This window comes from Kitasatospora sp. McL0602 (assembly GCF_052076145.1).
Lineage (GTDB): Bacteria > Actinomycetota > Actinomycetes > Streptomycetales > Streptomycetaceae > Kitasatospora.
The window spans coordinates 301,630-320,011 of sequence record NZ_CP197246.1; the positions used below are offsets into that span (position 1 = coordinate 301,630).

Here is an 18,382-nt window from a genome sequence, read left to right on the forward strand (position 1 = left end):
GTTCACCTCCTCTCCGTCGACTGGTGGGGTGACCTGTCCGCCGATTCGACGGACAGGAGCTGGGTGAGCAGCAGCCGCCACACGAAGGTGCGCAGCCGCGGGGCGGAGCCGGGCGCGAACCCCGACTCGAGATCGGCCACGCGGATACCGGCACCTCTGCCGCCTCTGCCGCCTCCGCCGCTTTCGGCGACGAGGTCGGCGACGGCCGCGCCGGAGGGCGAGAGCCGCAGTCGCTGCCCGGTGGTCCGCGAGCTCAGGAAGGCGTCGGCGCCGTCCCGCACCAGTTCGGTGCCGGGGGCCGCGCGCAGCAGCAGGTCGCCGGTGAGCTGGTCGGCGGAGGTGAGCCGGCCCGTCCCGTCGTCGGCGAGCTCGAGACAGTGGTGGTGGAGGGCCGTCCGCAGCAGGTCGCGCTCCTCCTCGGTGGCGCACAGCTCGGCGGCGGTGCCCGGCAGGGCGTCCAGCAGCCGGGTCGGCAGGGCCAGCAGCGCGCCCTGCCGTGGTTCGTAGAGCAAGGTCCGCTGCCCGGAGCGGCGTTGGATCACCCAGCCACCGGCGGGGCGCAGCGGGAGACGCTCCCAGCCGGGGCCGGGGCAGCGCACGCCGGGGTCGCTGCCCAGGTCGGCACCCCGGTCCTTGCGCTGGTCGGCGCGCAGGAAGATGACCTCCTCGGCGGGGCGGTCGTCCGTGCCGAGGGAGCTGCTCAGGACGCGCTCGGCACGGGCCGCGACCGCCAGGTCCTCGGCGCTGGTCGGTTCGGGCAGCGGTCCGAGGTAGTCGTACCGCAGCGTCATCTGGAGGTCCTCGGTCGGGTCCGGGTGCAGCACCCGGACCTGGAAGTCCGCCGGGGTGGCGGCGACCGGCGACAGCGCGTCCAGGACGAAGGGGCCGATCCCGAAGGTGCTGTCGGGCACGTCGTAGCGCTCGCGAGAGCGGGCCAGCGTGGCTGCGGCGAACTCGACCGTGCGCGCGGTCTGCCAGCGTGCCTCGCCGGGGAACCCGGCGATGCCGAAGAGGTGCACGCTGATCCCGGAGGCGAGCAGCGCGTCCAGGTTCGGCGCGATCCAGGACGCCTGGACGTCCTTGCGCATCCGGTCCAGCACGTCCTGGTTGTAGGACTCCAGGCCGAGGTCGAGCCGGCGGCAGCCCGCCGCGTACATCGCGTCGGTGAGGCGTCGGTCGATCGTCGGGGAGAACCGGGTCTCCCCGTACCAGCGGTAGTCGCGGTCGGCGAGCCCCTGGGAGAGGGCGCGCATGCTGCGCACGGTGAGGATCTCGTCCACGAACTGGAAGTGGCGGGTGCCGTGCCGGCGGTGCAGTTCGTCCAGCTCCGCGACCACCGCCTCGGGGGCCCGGATGCGGAACTTGTCGGACGCGAAGGGGATCGCGCAGAACGCGCACTTCCAGGCGCAGCTGCGGGAGGCGATCACCGGCAGCACCGGGCCCGGCGCGAGGTAGCCGTCGGTCAACGGGTGGTCGGTGAAGTCCGGTACGGGCAGTTCGCCGAGCGAGGCGGTCGACGGCGGGCAGCGGTGCAGCTCGTCGCCGTCCGGTATCAGGATGCCGGCCACCCCGTGCAGCGTCCGTCCGGCCAGCAGCCGGTCGACCAGGTCGACGATCGACTCCTCGCCCTCGTACCGGACGATCGAGTCCACCAGGTCGAAGAAGGGGTGGCCGGGCCGCAACCGGTCGGCGATCCGGGTCACGAAGTTGCCGCCCACGGTGATGTGGACGTCGGGCCGCTCGCGTCTGACCAGCCGGGCTGCGGTGAGCGCGGCGATGAGCTGCGAGTCGGCGGAGACCGACAGGCCCACGATCTCCAGCTCGGGCATCTCCCGCAGGCGCGGGACCAGCACCCGCTCGAAGACGTGGCAGTACGGGTTGTGCGCGGGGTCGGCGACCGCTCGCATCACCTGACGGGTGCCCACCGGCCGGTCCCGCAGGTCGAAGCGGTCGAAGCTCAGCGCGGCGCCAGGGGTGAGCGCGGCCACGCCGTCGAGCACGCTGTGGCAGACGGCCGTGGCCGCCCGGTAGCCGTCGACGTCCTCGATGCTCTCGGGGGAGCGCAGGAAAGCGGCCGCCCGGTCGACCGCCGATCCGGCGGCCTCGAACCGGTCCCGCTCCCGCGGGCTCAGCAGGTCACCGCGCTCGGCCGCGTAGTCACCGGCTCCCTGCTCGCTCAGCAGGAAGCGCATTGTCTCGGCCGACAGGTCGAGAGCCGAGGCGGCCACCCCGTGGCGGCGCAGCACGGCGAGCAGCAGCGGCACCGCGAGGTGCGGGGCGTAGGGATTCCACAGCGGCGGGTTCACCAGCAGCACCCGGGACTTCCGGGACGCGTCACGCGAGGGCATCAGGCCACCTCGTCCATGAATGAATTCGCGGAGGATTTCGCGGAGGATTTCACGGGAGGAGCGGAGCCACGGAGGAGTCGTCCGTATATGTGCCCTCATCGCCCCAGCGGTTTATCCGATCGGGGACGAATGTTCGCCTCACCGAATCCGGCCCGGGTTCCCATGAATGCCCCAGCAGGCGGAGGGTCAATTCCTCCAGCGGAGATTTCCGCCCCGCCCCGGCCAGGTTCATCGGCTCGGCGAGGGCCACCGCCGGGTTGGAGATGAACCGCGGACTTCCGTGCGGATTCGGCTCCACCTGGTGCACCGTCAGTGGATGCAGTATCCAGGCGTCTCCGGCCTTCCCGGTGAGGGAGACGTACCGGGGGTCGGCGACGGCGAACCGACGGGCCGGGATCTCCGCGCTGGTCAGCCCCTGCGACTGCCGGACGAGATGCCCGAGGATGCCGGCGGTGGCCGGCGGCGCCGCCCGGGTCGCTCCCTCGCCGTCCTCGACGTCGGACCACAGGACGAAGACGAGGAGCGCCTGCTCGGGGCTGTCCGGGTGGTGCACGAAGAAGTCGCCGTCGACGTGCCAGCTGTCGGACAGCTCGGACGTACGGAAGTTGCAGATCAAGGCGTTGCTGAGAAGTGCGGGCCGCCTGATCCGATCGGCCCCGCCGAGCAGGGCGCAGATCGCCGTCCACAGCACGGGCGCCACCACCGCCATGTCCGCCACCCGGCTGGGCGGCAGCGAGGTGACCCCGGGCGGGCACACCAGCCGCCCGTCGCGCGACAGCCCCTCCTGCCGGAGGGTGCGCTCGAACAGGACGTTCAGCCGTGACCCCGGAGTGAGATCCACGGCCTGCCGCAGATGAATGAACCCGTCGCTCACGAATGCGGACACGATGTCGTCGTCGATTGTGAGTGGCGCATGAGGAATGGGTATGCCAGTAGCATTCACGAACGTAGCCCCCGTTAGCCATCTGTCCGTTTCCAAATGGATGCTAGCAGCAGCCGACTGACACCGTCTACGTGCTGTTCGCAGAATTCCGGAGCTTCACCAAACGCAACAAACCAGACAAGTCCCATAATGCCAATATGTCCCGCGAACGGGTGGGGCCTGAGGGGCGAAAGGGACCCGGTGGGCCGAAATAGTCACTGTCCCGCCGGGCGTGGTCGGCCTACGCTGCTCCCGGAGAGCACGGACAACTCGGAGAGGGGTCTGCACATGCTTGATCCGGAGCGCATGCTCACGTCGCGGGACTGGTCGCGGACCATCACCGAATTCCAGGGCGCCGGCGCACCCGCGGTGCTGGTCCTCGACGGTCTCTTCACCGCGGCGGGTGTCGACGCCCTGCGCCGGGAGCTGGCCGACGACTCGCCGTGGGAGGAGTTCGACACCGCCAGACGGCGGAACAGACCTCAGGGGCGCGCCTTCATCCGGGCGGGCACGGAGCTCGGCCGGGCACTGCGGCCGCTGGTGGGCACCATGAAGATCATCAGCTACTGGGTGATCGCGTCGACCCACGGCCCCGGCATCAGGATGCACGCGGACAACTCGACCTACAGCATGAACATCTGGCTGAGCCCCGACCCCCAGGACAGCACCGCAGAGCAGGACGGCATGCGCTTCTACGACGTCCTGCGTCCGGAGCGGATGCCCTACGCCCAGTTCTCCTCGCACGACGCCTGCGAGGAGTACGTACGGGAGCGCGGCGGGGCCGTGACCCGGCGGGTCCCGTACAGGTGCAACCGGGCCGTGCTCTTCGACGCCCGGGTGATGCACCGCAGCGAGCCCGTCTCCTTCCCGGGCGGGAGTCTCCTGGACAGCCGCATCAACCTGACCTACTCCTGGGACCACCTGGCCTGGGCGCGTGAGCGCACCGTGGTGTCCGGATGAGCCGGCTCAGGCCCACGGCAGCGCGGCGCGGGTCTTCCAGTACACCTCGGCGGGCTCGGCGAGCGCCGCCAGGCGGGACAACTCGCCGAGGCCGAGGTCGAGTTGAGCGGCAGTGAGGTTCGAGGCCAGCTGGGCCGGGGTGGCCGCGCCGGAGAGCACGATGTCGGCCCAGGGCTGGGCCGCGACCGCAGCCAGCGCGATGGCGTCGCAGGACTCGCCTGTCCTGGAGGCGAGTTCGCGCAGTGCGGCCGTGTCGGAGCCGGTGGCGTTGCGGTCGGCGAGGCGGCCGTTGGCCATGCCCTCCTTCACCACCACCAGCAGGCCGGCCGCGCTCGCCTCGGCCAGCGCCTGGCCGGCCGACGGCTCCAGCAGGTTCCAGGTGGACTGGACGGCTCGGAACAGCGGACGGCCCGCCACCTCCACCGCGAGCGCCGCCCGGACGGTCTCGCCCTGCGCCGGGCCGCTGGTGGACAGACCCACCCGGACACCCTCGGCGGCCAGCTCGGCCAACCGCGCGTGCAGCGCGCGGTCGGTCAGCGCCGGGCTGTCCGGTGTGACGGAGTGCACCAGGTAGACGTCCGGCCGCGAGCCCAACAGGGCCCTGGTCTCCCGGATCTGCCGGTCGAACACCGCCGTCGAGTGCTCCTTGACCTCGTGCACGGGCACGCCCGAGGTCTGCCAGTCGGCGGTGTAGGTGTACCCCCACTTGCTCCCCACCACCACGTCGGCCGCCGCCTCCGGCCGGGCGGCCAGCCACCCGCCGACGAACTCCTCGGCCCGGCCGTACGACCGGGCCGTGTCGAAGTACCGCACCCCGGCGGCATAGGCGGCGTCGAGCAGCTCGTGCGTACGCGCCCGCAACGCCTCGACGCTCCGCTCGGCCGGCAGGTCGAGGTCACGGCCGAGCGTGATGTAGCCGGGCCGGCCGACGGCTGCGGTGCCGAGGCCGAAGCGTGCGAGCGACGGTCCGGCGGCAGGGCCGGAGGCGGGTACGGTCGCCATGGCGGAGCTCCGTTCGATGGTTCCGGCGGGCGGGGCGGCTCACCCCGTCCGCCTCCGACCCTATCCACCGAGGTCACCCGAGATCACCCGAGTCCGCATCGCGCGTAGACGTCACGCGTAGATCTGCTTGACCTGCCCGGTTACCCACCCGTACGTTCATCCCGCATTCGTGCGCGCCCAGGCAGCGGGGAGACGACTCGCGTCTCCCCCGCCGGGCGGCAGCAAGGGGAGGAAGCACATGGTCAGGAAGACTCTCGGGAGCCGCCCGAGGACCCTCGCCACCCTCGCGGTCGGCGTGGTCGTCGGCGGCGCGGTCGCGGGTGGCGGGCTCGCGCTCGCCGACACCAGGGCTCCGCGGACGGACCGTCAGATCACCAACATGACCCTCGAGGTCAACGACATCAAGGCGTACTACGGCGACACCGTCGACGCGCAGGGCGAGCACTGGGCGTCGCCGACCAGCAACTACGCCCAGCAGGTCGCCGGCATCGAGAAGGACGCCAAGCAGTTCCTGCAGAACCGCGCCCGGCACACCAAGGGCCCGAAGAAGGCGATCGTGCTCGACGTCGACGACACCTCGCTGTCGACGTACAACTACGAGCTGGAGACGACCTTCGTCTACAACCCGGCCGGCAACGCGCAGTACATCGCCACCAAGACCATGCCGGCCGTCTTCGGCATGAACGACCTGGCGAAGTGGGCGGAGCAGCAGGGCTACACCGTCTTCTTCCTCACCGGCCGGCCCGAGTCGCAGCGTTCGGACACCGCGGCGAACCTGGCCGCCGTCGGCTACCCGGCCGCGGACGCCACCCACCTGTACCTGAAGAACAAGGCGAACCCGCCGGCGTACCTGCCCTGCGGTTCGACCTGCACCACCATCGAGTACAAGTCCGGCACCCGCGCCCACATCGAGAGCCTCGGCTACGAGATCGTGGCCAACTTCGGCGACCAGAACAGCGACCTGACCGGCGGCCACGCCGACCGGACGTACAAGATCCCGAACCCGATGTACTACATCCCCTGATCCCGGTCAGGTCGGCGGCTCGGCGGGCATCCCCTGCCGCGCCGCCCGGATGACCTCCGGTCGTGCTCACGACCCGTCCACGGGCGGCGCCAGACCAGCGGTGCGGGCGGCGAGGCGGGCCTGCACGGTGAAGAGGCGGTCCCGTGCCTCCTGGTCGAGCTTGTCGAGGTGACCGTGCGCCTCGAGGGTGACGAAGCCGTGCACGGTGGCCCAGGCCAGCAGCGTCGCCTCCTCGGCGTCGGGCACCAGCGGGCTGCCGAACCGGCCGCGCTCGGCCGTGGCCGTGACGAGCTCGACCATGTGCTCCATCGCCCGCCGGGCGGCCGCCACGGTCGGGCCGTCCGCCGGGGCCGCGTACCCGGGCACCGGCGAGCCGAAGATGAGGGCGAAGCGCTCCGGATTCCGCAGCGCCCACGCCCGGTAGGTCACACAGGTGGCCAGGAAGCGACCGTCCAGATCGTCCGGCGGCACGGTGTCCCGGGTCGCCGTCAGCGCGTCCGACAGGGTGTCGAACGAGTCGGCGACCAGCGCGGTCAGCAGCTCGTCCCGGTCGGCGAAGTAGCGGTACAGCGCGGGCGGAGTCATGCCCATGCTCCGGGCGATGTCGGTGAAGCGGAGGTTCGCGCTGCCGTGCTCGGCGATCAGCCCCAGCGCCGCCTGCTTGATCTCCTGCACGGTGCCGGCCCGCAACCGCTCACGGCGGCTCGGCCCGCCGCCCACCTCGGTCGACCCACCCGTCATCTCATCTCCATGGGCTCGGTTCTCCATCTGCTCGGTTCTCCATCGGCTCCGTGCGGCAGCCCCGGCGTTGACAATCCGTACCCGTCGAGGGATACGTTACGCCTCATAACAGCGTTATGAGGCGTAACGCTTTGCTGGGGCAGAGCCCCTCGCGACGTACGGAGGACTTCATGTCCCAGGAAACAAGCAGTGGCGGGCCGGCCGCAGGCCCGCACAGACCCGGCCCGCTCGGCCGAATAGCCGGCTGGAGCTTTCGCAACCGTGGCCGCACGGTGCTGCTGTGGCTGCTCGCCGTCGGCGCGGCCTTCGGGCTCTCGGCCGGGCTCGGCGGGAAGTACAGCGCGGACTACACCGCCCCTGGCTCGGACTCCAAGCAGGCCCAGCAGCTGCTGACCCGGGACTACCCCGGGCTGGGCGGTGAGACGATCAGCCTGGTGCTGTCCTCCGACGGCGGTCTGACCGACGCCGCCGACCGGGCCCGGGTGCAGAGCCTGCTCGCCCGGATGACCGAGGTGCCGCACGTCAGCGGCATCGACGACCCGTACGGTCCGCGCGGCAAGGTGTCGCCCGACGGCCGCACGGCCCTCGGACAGATCCACCTCGACGTCGCCAACGCCCCCGACATGCCCAAGGCGGACACCCAGCGGCTGCTCGACCTGGCCCGGCCGGCCGACGGCGGACTGCACGTGCACCTCGGCGGCATGACGGTCCAGCAGGCCGAGCAGGGCTCGATCGGCTCGGAGGGCATCGGCATGGCGGCCGCCGCCCTGATCCTGATCCTCACCTTCGGCTCGGTGGTGGCCGCCGGTCTGCCGCTGCTCACCGCCATCGGCGGACTCGCCGTCAGCAGCACCCTGCTGCCCGTCCTCGCGGCGATCATGCCGGTACCTGACTGGTCTACCTCGCTCGCCGCGATGCTCGGCATCGGCGTCGGCATCGACTACGCACTGCTCCTGGTCACCCGCTACCGCGAGTGGCGGGCCGAGGGTCTGGAGCCAGAGGGCGCGACGGTCGCCGCGCTGGACACCGCCGGTCGCGCGGTCGTGGTCGCCGGGCTGACCGTGGTGGTCAGCATGCTCGGCCTGTTCGCGATGGGCCTGTCGTTCATGCGCGGCGCGGCGGTCTCGGCGATCCTCTCCGTGCTCGTCGTCCTGGCCGCCTCCGCCACCCTCTTCCCCGCCCTGCTCGGCTACCTCGGACGGCACATCGAGCGCCTCCGGCTGCCGCTGCCCCGGCGCCGCGCCGCGCAGCCCGCGAACGCGGTGTCCCCCGGCTGGCTGCGCTGGAGCCGACTGGTCGAACGCCACCGCGTGCTCGGCGCCGTCACCGGCGTCGTCGTGCTCCTCGCACTGGCCGCGCCCTTCCTCGGCGTCCGCTTCGGCTTCCCCGACGCGGGCAACGACCCCGCCGGTCGCTCCAACCGGCAGGCGTACGACACGGTGGCGGCCGGCTTCGGGCCGGGCAGCAACGGACCGCTGCTGCTGGTCGCCGAGCTCTCCCCCGGCACCCACGCGGATGCGGCCGCCGCCCTGCCCGCCACGCTGCGCGCGGTGCCCGGCGTCGTGGCCGTCACCCCTCCGACGCCCAGCTCCGACGGCCGGTCGCTGCTGATGACCGTCGTTCCGTCGAGCGGCCCGCAGAGCACGGACACCAAGGCCCTGGTCCGTGACCTCCGTGACCACGTCCTCCCCATCGCCGCAGGCCCCGGCGTCCGGGTGCACGTCGGCGGGGCGACCGCCAGCGCGATCGACAGCACCGACAACATCGCCCGCCGCATCCCGCTGCTCGTCGGCGGCGTGGTCACGGTGTCGATGCTCCTGCTGGTCGTCGCCTTCCGCAGCCTGGCCGTCGCCCTCAAGGCCGCCGTGATGAACCTGCTCTCCGTCGGGGCCGCGTACGGCGTGGTCGCCCTCGTCCTGCAGGGCGGCACCGCCGGGCGGCTGATCGGCATCGACAACCCCACCCCGCTGCCCGCCTTCGTCCCCGTGCTGACCTTCGCGGTCCTGTTCGGCCTCTCGATGGACTACGAGGTGTTCCTGGTCAGCCGGATGCGCGAAGCCTGGCTGCGCTCGGGCGACAACGCCGAGTCCATCGTCAGCGGCCTGGCCGGCACCGCACGGGTGATCACCGCGGCGGCGGCCATCATGGTCGCCGTGTTCGCGGCCTTCATCCCCTCCCCCGACCTGCCGATCAAGGTGATCGGAGTCGGCATGGGGTCGGCCATCCTGATCGACGCCACGCTCGTCCGGCTGCTGCTGGTACCGGCCGTGATGCACCTGCTCGGCCAGGGCAACTGGTGGCTGCCGACCTGGCTGGACCGGCGCCTGCCCCAACTCCACGTCGAGGGGCACGCCGACTTCTACCAACCGTCAGCCACCCCTGCGGCGCCCCGCTCCCCTGCGGCGGTCGGCTAGGGGCCGACCCCAGCCGGGCGAGGCCACGACCGCTCGCCCGGCGCAGCCCTCAGCCCTTCGGCATCATCACCGGCATGGATGTCGGCGGTCCGATGCGCGGGCGTCGTGGTGCCGTCACCGAGGCCCTGCGCCGGGCCCGACCACCGCCCGGGGAGAAGGGATGTCGAGCTGCACGAACGGGTCGTGGTGAAAACGCTCGAGGGGCACTCCGCCGCGTCCCAGCACCCGGCCTGCGGCGATCATCATCGGGCCCGGTCCGCTGAGATACGCGTCGCAGTCCTGCCAGGGGCCGGACTCCGCCAGCACCCTGAGCAGTTGGCTGCCACCGGGCATCCGGCCTCCGCCCACGGGAGCGACGTCGTCCGAGACCGCCGCGCGGATGTCCAGCCAGCGGTGCTGCCGGGACAGGCGGCGGAGGTCGTCGAGCCCGTGGAACTCAGCTGCGGTGCGGGCTCCGACGAAGAGGTCGATCCGCCGCTGCACACCGTCCAGCGCGGCCTGTTCGATCAGCGCCCTGATCGGCGCGAGCCCGGTGCCACCGGCCACACACACCACGCCCCGGGTCGACCTCGGGTCGAGGACCATGTCACCGAGGGCGGGCCCCAGCCGGACGACGTCCCCGACCGAGGCCTGGTGCACCAGCGCGGTGCTGATCCGGCCACCGGGAACAGCCCGGACGTGGAAGGTGATGGTCCCGTCCCCCCGTGGGGCGCCGGCCGGCGAGAAATAGCGCCAGACCTTCGGCCACCACGGTGTCTCCATGCTGACGAACTGACCACCCCTGTACGCATAGGGCTGGTCGGTCCGTACGGTGATCTCCGCGAGGCCGGGTCCGTACGACCGGTGGTGGACGATCTCCGCATTCCAGACGGCCGGCCGTTCGGCGGCGTCGGCCGTGGCGGCGTGGTCCATGGCCTGCGCGACCGCCGCGTAGGCCCGAGCCCAGGCGGTGGCGACGTCCTCGGTCCAGGCAGGGCCCGCAAAGTGCGCCAGCGTCGCGAGCAGGCACTCCCCCACTGCGGCATAGTGTGCGCTCTCGGTGCCGAACTTCCGGTGATCACGCCCCAGGTCGGCACAGAAACGCACCAGATTCCTCGGGTCGTCCACAAGGTCCACGATCAGCAGGAGCGCTCGCACCAGCCGGTCGTGCTGCACGTCCATCTCCGGCGGGAAAAGGCCACGGGCACTGGGGTAGCGGCTGAACAGCACCCCGTAGAAGTGCTCCGGCAGAGCTGCGACGTGCGGTGCCACCACATCCACGCTCGCCCGGATCAGGGCGATCTCGTGGGCCGACAGGACGGCGTCGGTATTGGCGCGGACCCTCATTGTACGACTCTCCTCATCCAGCTCTTTCACCAGCTCCTCGCGCCGAGAGCTGTTCACCACAGGGCAAGATACGGCCCACATTCTGCCCATGTCGACAATGCATCGAGCAAGCAGAATTCGGTGAATTACTCGTGAAAGAAAATACCCGCAAGTATAGCGGGGGATTACGGAAAATCTGACGACTGCTCATTTGAGGAAAGCAGGCGACCCTCCTCCAGAAAGGCCATGATGCCGATGGCGCCGCCGAGTTCACGGATCGTCCGGGCGGCACCGAACGGCGCGTTCCAGAACTCACCCTGCTGCGGGGCGTGCGGGCCGACGTACGCGTACGGCTCCGGCTGGAACGCGTCTCCGGGCGAGACGCCGTAGTTGACCCCGTCGACGGTCACCCCGATGTCGAAGTGCTCGGGCCAGATGACCGGGTCGGCGGTCGGGAACAGCCCGCGCAGCGCGGCGTCGCCGAGCGCGAAGCACTGCCCGAGCCAGCGAGCGGCGGACGCGTCCACCTCGATCGCGTCGCCGACGGCGATGCCCGGCCCGTCCTCGTAAAGCCCGGCGGGAGCACCGACCGTGAGCCCGAGGGCAGCGCCGAGCGCAGTGCAGGTGGTCCATTCGAGGGACAGCGCCTGCCCGGCCCCGACCAGCTCCGCGCCGATCACACGTAGCTGCGGCTCGGCGCCGGTGGCGAAGCCGCCTGCGCAGGCGTGCAGCCGGATCGTCCCGCTGACTCGGTACTGCGGACCGGCCAGGACCAGCTCGGCCACCGCATGCAGGGCGCGGCGGGTACGTACGACCGTCTCGGTGTCCATGACGGCATCGTCCCGCAGCGGGGACGCCCGCGCGCGGCCTTCCTCGGAGCGTGGCTCAGTGGCAGGAGTAGGTGAAGGAGGCCGAGGCGGTACGGGAGTCCGGGGAGAAGACCTCCAGGGTCGCCGTGGCCGCCATGGCTCCCTTGCCCTCGAAGGTCCAGCGGAGCACCACATCCGTCTGGTGGCTGCCGTTCGGCACCGGCTGGGCGAGGTCGGCGGAGACCGTACCGTCGCTGCGGCGCCAGCGGTAGGAGACCGTGCCGGCCCGGCCTTCGGTCCGCAGGGTGCCGATGACCGTCGCGGTGCCGTTGCAGGCCGGGCCCGCCGAGTCCGTGCGGACCGAGACCGCGGTCACCGAGAGTGCCTGCGCGGAGCTCTGCCAGGCCAGATAGCCCAGCACGGCGAGCAGGACCAGCAGCGGCAGCAGCCACCCCAGCCGCCTCCGGCGTGGCCGCGGGGCTTCCGCGGCCACCGACTCGCCGGGCCGGACGGTGCCGTGCCAGACCGCTGCGGCGAGCGCCGGAACGTCCGTGGTGGCGCTCGGCACCCCCGGGCCGAACCGGCGCAGCCCGTCGGCCCCGGGCGCATCCGTCAGCTCCATCAGCCCCGCCGGAGCCACGACGGTCGCTTCGAGACCGGCCGTCGTCCCGGCGGGGGCGGGGGTGGCCCAGGCCTCCGCTGCGAGAAAGGTGGCGCTGTCGGCTTCCTCGCCGACGGCGCGTACGACGGCAGGCGTGAGCCGCACCGTCGTGGCGGCGGCCGTGGGCTCCAACTTCACGGTGGCGACGGTGTCAGGCTCGGGCGGCGACGGTCTGTCGAGGCGCAGCGTGCGGTCCGACTCCGGGACGGGCTCCGTGGCCGGGCGCTCTTGGGGTGTGGTCATGGTCTCTTCCTTGCGGGTGGTGCGGTGTGGTCCTCGGGGGCGGTCAGCGGGGCGGGTTGCACAGGTAGGCGTAGACCTCCTGGTAGCTGCCCTGGCCCCGGAGTGCAGCAGGGTTGGTGCTGACCTGCAGGCCCCACGCGGTCGCGTTGTCCGCGAAGGTGTGGCTGACGGGGAACGACGCGCTGGTCTGACCCTTGGCGAGCGTGAGGCTCTGGGTCGCGACGACCTTCCGGGACGACCCGCCGTCCATCCAACTGAGCGTCAGCGTGCCGGTGTTGGCGCCGTCGGTGGTGACCTTGACGGTGGCCTGGGTGCCGTAGTTCCCGTAGCAGCCGTACCCGGAGATGGTCAGCGAAATGACGCGCAGCGGCGTCGGGGGCGGCGGGGGCGGCGTCGGGGACAGCGAGGGCGTGGACGGGGACGGCGTGGACGGGGACGGCGCGGGCGTCGACGGGCTCGGCGGAGTCGGGCTCCAGGTGGTGGCCGGCGGATTCGTCACCGGCCCGGGGGCCGGAGCAGGTGCGTCGGTGACGGTCGGGCCCCCGGCGGTCGGCCCGGTCTGGGCGGTGGGAGTTGCCGGCGCACCGGGCGTGGCACTCGTCGATGGCGACGCCGACGCCGACACCGATGACGTCGCCGACACCGACGCCGACGCCGCCGCGGAGGGTGAACCGCTCGTGGACGGCCCGGCCGAGGACGCACTCGCGCCAGGCGCCAGCGAGGTCGTGAGTTGCGGTGCCGGAGCGGCCACGGGCGTCACGTGTGCGGCATCCACGCTGTTGGCGGCCGCGATTCCGGCCATCGCCCCGGCGACCAGCGTGACGCCCGCAGCACCGGCCGCGATGCGGGCCCGTCGGCTCAGCCGAGGACGCCGTGCGGTCTCGACGTCGGCAGCGGCCGAAGCCTGGTCCGCGCCGCCGCCCAGCACCGTGGTGGCCAGCGAGGTGCCGCCCGCACTCGCACCGCCGCCGGACGGGAGCAGCAGGGGCAGCAGCGCCACCAGCGCCGCGAGCGCCCCTCGCCCGCGCTCCTCCCAGTCCTCGCCGTACTCGGATCGCGCCACCCGTTCGAGCTCCTCGACCAGCGCGGCCGCGCTCTGCGGGCGTTCCCCGGGTGTCTTCGCCAGGCCGGCCCGGATCAGCGGCCGGACCGGCTCCGGCGCCAACTCGTCGGGGATGGGCGCCTCGGTGTGCTTGATCGCCAGTTCGACGAGCGTCGTACCCCGGTAGGGCTTGGTGCCGGTGAGGCACTCGAAGAAGGTCGCCGTGGCCGCATACACGTCGCCGGACGGCGAGGCCGGCTCGCCCGCCCACTGTTCGGGGGCCATGTAGACGGGCGTGCCGGCGAGGTCGGGCCGCTCGCCGCTGCGTACCGCGATGCCGAAGTCCACCAGCTTGGACGAGCCGTCGGCCGCGACCAGGACGTTCTCCGGCTTGTAGTCGCGGTGCACCACACCGGCCGCGTGCGCGGCGGCCAGACCCTGCAGGGACCCTTTGAGCACCACCAGCGCCGCCTCCGGCGAGGTGGCGCCCTCCTGGCTCAGCAGCCTGCGCAGCGCGACACCGTCCACCAGCTCCATCACGATCGCGGCGCCCTGGGGGCTCTCCACGTACTCGTACAGCGCGGCCACCTGGGGCGAGCGCAGGCCGCCGAGCAGCACGGCCTCGTTGCGGAAGGAGTCGGTGTCACCGACCGCCGCGCTCAGGTACTTGACGGCGACCCGGGTGCCGGTGGAGTCGTGCCGGGCCAGCATCACCCGCCCGCTCGCCCCGGCGCCGAGCTCGCGCTCGTGGGTGTAGCCGGGCAGCGTCCACATGTCGTCGGTATCCGCCGGTGCGCCCTCGGTCTGGCCATTCATTCGCAGTCTCTCTCCTGGTCTCTCTCGGGTCGGGCGAGCTGCACCGAGACGTGCCCCGGCGATGTCGGCGACGCCAACGTCAGGGCCCCGGGTTCCCGTCCGGGACGGATCGCAGGTCACGATTCGGATGCTTCGCATGCACCCGCAAAACCCTTCGCACACAGGCGAGTTGGGCTCCTCGGCCGACCGGTAGCCCGAACGCGCAGCCGCCCGGCGGCGAATTGTACGACGCGCGCCGGGTGCGTCGAACGGGGCGGCTACCGGGTGATCGAGATCGCGAAGGGGACGAATCCGCCGGCGCGGATCACGTGGGGTACGAACAGGATCGCGGCCTCCGTCGCGCGGGCGGTCCGGATCCCGCCGAGGTCGGTGATCCATTCGTCGTGCCAGCCGAGGGCGGTGAGGAGTCCGCGGACGGTCTGCTTGGCCTCGGGGTCCTCGCCGGAGAGGAACACGGTGGGCGTCTGGGTGAGCGTGGCCGGGGCGGTCATCACCGGGAAGAGCATGGTGTTGAGGGTCTTGACGACGTGTGTTTCGGGGAGTGCTTCCTGGAGTTGCTCGGCCAGGCTCGAGCCGGGGTAGAGCAGGTCGGCGGGCAGGCCGTCCGGTCCGTCGGTGGTGGCGTTGGAGACGTCGACGAGGATGGTGCCGCGCAGTTCGTCGCGCAGGGCGGCGAGCCGTTCCAGGGAGCCGGCGCCCGGGGTGGCGTTGATGACGATCCGGGCGCGTCGGGCGGCGTCGGCGGCGGCGCCCGGTGTGCGGTCCGCGACGGTCACCTCGTGCCCTGCTCGGGTGAGGGCGGCGGCCAGGTTGCCGCCGACGCGGCCGTTTCCGAGTACTGCGATCGTGGTCATGAGGGTGTGGTCCCCTGTCGTGTGTGCGGGTGGGGGTGGTGTTCGGTCAGCGTGCGAGGGTGGCGACGGCCTGGGCGTGGACGCCGGGCGCGGCGGCCAGGAAGCCGGCGCTCTGCGGGGTCCAGGGACGGCCCTCGGCGTCGGAGATCCGTCCGCCGGCCTCGGTGACGAGGAGCGCGCCGGGCAGCAGGTCCGCGCGGGCGCCGGCGAACTGCCAGAAGGCGTCGAGCCGGCCGGCGGCCACGTTCACCAGGTGCAGGGTCGCGGGCACGGCGACGCGGACGACGAGTGCGTCGATGAGCATCGCGGTGATCGAGGAGCCGACGCGCCGGACGACGTCCTCGTCCTCGTCGGGCCGGGCCTGGCTGGTGGCCACGACGCTCAGGCCGAGGTCCGCGGCCTGGGAGACGTGCAGGGGCCGGCCGTCGAGGTGGGCGCCCGCGCCGGCGAGCGCTGTGTAGGTCTCGCCGGTCAGCGGCAGGTGGACCACAGTGAGCACCGGCTGGTTGTCGCGCACGAGGGTGGCGGTCACCGCCCATTCGGGCAGGGCGCGCAGGTGGTTGACGTTGCCCTCGGCCGGATCGACGACCCACCACTCGCCGGACGGCAGCGCCCCGCCGTCCAGCTCGTCCTCCACCCATCCTGCGTCCGGGCGCAGGCTCGTGAGGCGGGGGCGCAGGATGTCGAGAGCAGTGCCGTCGTTGGCGGCGAGCGCGCTCATCAGCTCTTCACGGGTCCGGTAGGGGACCACCTCGCCGAACCGCTCGCGCAGTGCCGCACCGGCCTCACGCACGGCGGCCGCGGTCCGGTCCAGCAGGTCGGCGTCGGTGGTCTGAAGCGTTTCGGACATGGTGGTACTCCCGTCTGAGCAAGGGGTGTTGAAGAGGATTCGGGCCAGGCCGTGCGTTCCGTCCTGCGCCGTGGTGACGACGCTATGCCCGCCCTGCATTAACATCAAGTGCATGTCAAGCACGGCTGGGATTACTCCCATGCAATTGGATCTGAATCTGCTCACCGCGCTCGACGCGCTGCTGGAGGAAGGCAGCGTGGCCGGTGCGGCCGCCCGCCTGCACGTCACCGCCCCCGCGATGAGCCGGAGTCTGGGCCGCATCCGGCGCACGACCGGGGACCAGATCCTGGTCCGCACCGGCCGCACCATGACCCCGACGCCCTACGCGGTCGCCGTCCGGGCACAGGTGCACGAGCTGCTGGACCAGGTCCGGGGCGTGCTGGCACCGAGCCGTGAACTCGATCCGGCAACGCTGGAACGCACTTTCACACTCCGCTGGCACGATTCCCTGGTCGCCCTCAGCGGCCCCGCGCTGCTCGCGGCCGTACGCCGAGAGGCGCCGGGCGTGCGACTGCGCTTCGTCGCGGAATCGAGCACCGACACCCCCGAACTGCGACGCGGCGAGGTCGATCTGGAGGCGAACGCCAACCCCCCGAGCGCCCCTGACATCCGCGCCGAGCACGTGGGCGAGACCCGCCTCGTCGCCGTCGTGCGGCAGGGACACCCCCTCACCCGCGCCCGAACCGTCACCGCACAGCAGTACGCCGCCGCCGAACACGTCACCGTCTCGCGACGCGGAAACCTCAGCAGCGCCCTCGACAACGCCCTCACCCGGCTCGGCCTCACCCGCCACGTGGTGGCCGCCGCCCCCACCGAAGCAGCCGCGCTGCAGTTCGCGCGCGGCACCGACCTCCTGATCACCGTCCCCGAAATCACCACCCGCACCACGGCCGCCGACCTCGGCCTGGCCGTACTCCGCCTGCCGCTCGAACTCCCCCCGGCACCGGTGTACCTGTCATGGCACCAGCGCTACGACACCGACCACGCCCACACCTGGCTGCGCACACTTGCACGAACAGCACTGGCCGTGTGCGGAGCGTCATAGCCGACGCCGCACAGCCTCGTCGTCTCGATCACCGACGCCGACGGGTCCGTCAGCACTGCCTCCGCGACGCATTCGGTAACCCACAGACTCTCACCGACCAGCTCGCTGGTGTCATCACCTGCGGCTGGAGCGTCGACGGAGCTCGGCACCGATGTGGCTGCGGGGCTGGTCGCATTCGGCCCCGAGACGGACGCCACCGCTTCAGCCGCCGGCCAGCTCGATGTCTCGGTCGAGAGGAGCGACACGGGCTGGACTGTCGGCCTGTGCACGAGGCGCGAACCTGAGGGAGGACGACCACCAGGAGGACAGCTCGCGCGAACGGGCCCTGAACGCCGAGTACGCCCTCAAGGCGGCGCACGCTGAAATCCTCACCCGGCGCTCTCGAATCGGCGAACTGACCGGCCATATCCGGGACTTGGAATCCGAGTGGACCCAGGATGCCATTCGGCGGATCGCCACGGAGAACACCACCCTCAAGCAGCGCCTACGCCAACTCACCGCCGACAACGGCACCCTCGACGAACGCCTCAGCGGCCCGCTCCAACCTCCGCTTCCAAGACCGCAGCGTCGCCGACCTCGAAGCCCGCATCAGCGAGCCTGCCAGTTCGCGACCCCGGCGTACCTGAAGCAGCAGGCACCCGAGCAAGAGCGCCCACACCGGTCACAGCCACCCGACGCAGGCCCGCAGTACGCACACCGATCACCTATGAAGGGGCCTTGATGCCCCGATTGACGCAGTCCTTCTTCCATGGCTCGTCCATCAGCATCATCAGCGACGGCCGCCCTTGATCAGAGCGGGCGGAACTTCCCCACCATTCGCCGATGTGCTGGGCGTCGTCGGCGCGGTTGACGAGATGGGCCTTGAGCGTTCCATCACTGGTCAGGTCCGCTGCCTGCCTCAGCTTCCCGGCGTACGTGTGATATTCGAGCGCCCTGGCGTCCTCCCAGCCGCTGCTACCCGCCGGAGCCGCCTGATCGTCATTCTCCCGACTGTGGTAGGCCTCGTACGCGACATTGCACGCGTCAGCCACACCTGACCCACCGCCCGACCCGTAACCGACCGCCTGACGCAGATCATCAAAGTTGCGGATCCCGAAGAACGCGAGCAGCGCGACGGCCGACGCACCCATACCCAAGTACAGACGAAGCCGACTGCCCGTCAGCCCCTCGCCCGACCCGGCCGACTCGTCCCTCACTGCGCTCCCCCTGCCGCTGAAGACGCCGCCAACTCGGCGCCACAACGGCGACCTTAGACATTCCCAGCCGCCATGACCACATCACCGGGCACCACAGCCGCTGCCGCCCCGGCCACGACCCGGGCGGTGGCCGGCATCTCCGCCTCCCGT

Annotated in this window: 15 protein-coding genes; 4 read left to right on the plus strand and 11 right to left on the minus strand. The window is 71.8% G+C overall.

The features are described 5' to 3' along the window. Nucleotides 1-2 precede the first annotated feature (2 nt). On the minus strand, nt 3-2,348 hold the full coding sequence (locus ACR68M_RS01485; RefSeq protein ID WP_441248527.1) for a B12-binding domain-containing radical SAM protein: 2,346 nt from the start codon (nt 2,346-2,348) through the stop codon (nt 3-5). A gap of 49 nt (nt 2,349-2,397) precedes the next feature. Further along, the gene (locus ACR68M_RS01490; protein WP_441248528.1) at nt 2,398-3,234 is read right to left on the minus strand and encodes a hypothetical protein; all 837 of its coding nucleotides are present in this window, start codon (nt 3,232-3,234) and stop codon (nt 2,398-2,400) included. A 324-nt stretch (nt 3,235-3,558) separates the two neighbouring features. Here ACR68M_RS01490 and ACR68M_RS01495 point away from each other — a divergent pair, with 324 nt between their 5' ends. Beyond that, a complete protein-coding gene (locus tag ACR68M_RS01495) occupies nt 3,559-4,230 on the plus strand; it encodes a hypothetical protein (protein WP_441248529.1) in 672 nt (223 codons plus the stop codon). A 6-nt stretch (nt 4,231-4,236) separates the two neighbouring features. Here the strand turns inward: ACR68M_RS01495 and ACR68M_RS01500 are convergent, their stop codons facing one another. Continuing rightward, nucleotides 4,237-5,232 carry an aldo/keto reductase gene (locus ACR68M_RS01500; RefSeq protein WP_441248530.1) on the minus strand — a complete coding sequence of 332 codons (996 nt, stop codon included), beginning with the start codon at nt 5,230-5,232 and terminating at the stop codon, nt 4,237-4,239. 238 nt (nt 5,233-5,470) lie between these two features. On the opposite strand from ACR68M_RS01500, the gene ACR68M_RS01505 reads away from it, so the two are divergent. Beyond that, a complete protein-coding gene (locus tag ACR68M_RS01505) occupies nt 5,471-6,256 on the plus strand; it encodes an HAD family acid phosphatase (RefSeq protein ID WP_441248531.1) in 786 nt (261 codons plus the stop codon). 66 nt (nt 6,257-6,322) lie between these two features. Here the strand turns inward: ACR68M_RS01505 and ACR68M_RS01510 are convergent, their stop codons facing one another. Continuing rightward, nucleotides 6,323-6,997, minus strand: a complete 675-nt coding sequence (locus ACR68M_RS01510; RefSeq protein WP_441248532.1) for a TetR/AcrR family transcriptional regulator — start codon at nt 6,995-6,997, stop codon at nt 6,323-6,325. A gap of 170 nt (nt 6,998-7,167) precedes the next feature. Here ACR68M_RS01510 and ACR68M_RS01515 point away from each other — a divergent pair, with 170 nt between their 5' ends. Continuing rightward, a complete protein-coding gene (locus ACR68M_RS01515; protein ID WP_441248533.1) occupies nt 7,168-9,411 on the plus strand; it encodes an MMPL family transporter in 2,244 nt (747 codons plus the stop codon). 114 nt (nt 9,412-9,525) lie between these two features. Here ACR68M_RS01515 and ACR68M_RS01520 read toward each other — a convergent pair whose 3' ends face one another. The 6 genes from ACR68M_RS01520 to ACR68M_RS01545 all read right to left on the minus strand — a co-directional run bounded on the left by ACR68M_RS01520 (nt 9,526) and on the right by ACR68M_RS01545 (nt 15,991). After that, complete coding sequence (locus ACR68M_RS01520; protein ID WP_441248534.1) at nt 9,526-10,794, minus strand: globin domain-containing protein; 1,269 nt, start codon at nt 10,792-10,794, stop codon at nt 9,526-9,528. Between the two features lie 107 nt (nt 10,795-10,901). Then, nucleotides 10,902-11,546, minus strand: coding sequence for a hypothetical protein (locus ACR68M_RS01525; RefSeq protein ID WP_441248535.1), 645 nt, complete (start codon nt 11,544-11,546; stop codon nt 10,902-10,904). 55 nt (nt 11,547-11,601) lie between these two features. Further along, a complete protein-coding gene (locus ACR68M_RS01530) occupies nt 11,602-12,429 on the minus strand; it encodes a hypothetical protein (protein WP_441248536.1) in 828 nt (275 codons plus the stop codon). A gap of 43 nt (nt 12,430-12,472) precedes the next feature. Next, complete coding sequence (locus tag ACR68M_RS01535; RefSeq protein ID WP_441248537.1) at nt 12,473-14,287, minus strand: serine/threonine-protein kinase; 1,815 nt, start codon at nt 14,285-14,287, stop codon at nt 12,473-12,475. 257 nt (nt 14,288-14,544) lie between these two features. Further along, a complete protein-coding gene (locus ACR68M_RS01540) occupies nt 14,545-15,141 on the minus strand; it encodes an NADPH-dependent F420 reductase (RefSeq protein ID WP_441248538.1) in 597 nt (198 codons plus the stop codon). 46 nt (nt 15,142-15,187) lie between these two features. Continuing rightward, nucleotides 15,188-15,991, minus strand: coding sequence for an inositol monophosphatase family protein (locus tag ACR68M_RS01545; protein ID WP_441248539.1), 804 nt, complete (start codon nt 15,989-15,991; stop codon nt 15,188-15,190). A gap of 139 nt (nt 15,992-16,130) precedes the next feature. Here ACR68M_RS01545 and ACR68M_RS01550 point away from each other — a divergent pair, with 139 nt between their 5' ends. Continuing rightward, nucleotides 16,131-17,036 (plus strand): LysR family transcriptional regulator, encoded by a 906-nt coding sequence (locus ACR68M_RS01550; protein ID WP_441248540.1) that lies wholly within the window; start codon nt 16,131-16,133, stop codon nt 17,034-17,036. A 704-nt stretch (nt 17,037-17,740) separates the two neighbouring features. On the opposite strand, the gene ACR68M_RS01555 is transcribed toward ACR68M_RS01550, so the two are convergent. Beyond that, nucleotides 17,741-18,232, minus strand: a complete 492-nt coding sequence (locus ACR68M_RS01555) for a hypothetical protein (protein WP_441248541.1) — start codon at nt 18,230-18,232, stop codon at nt 17,741-17,743. Nucleotides 18,233-18,382 lie beyond the last annotated feature (150 nt).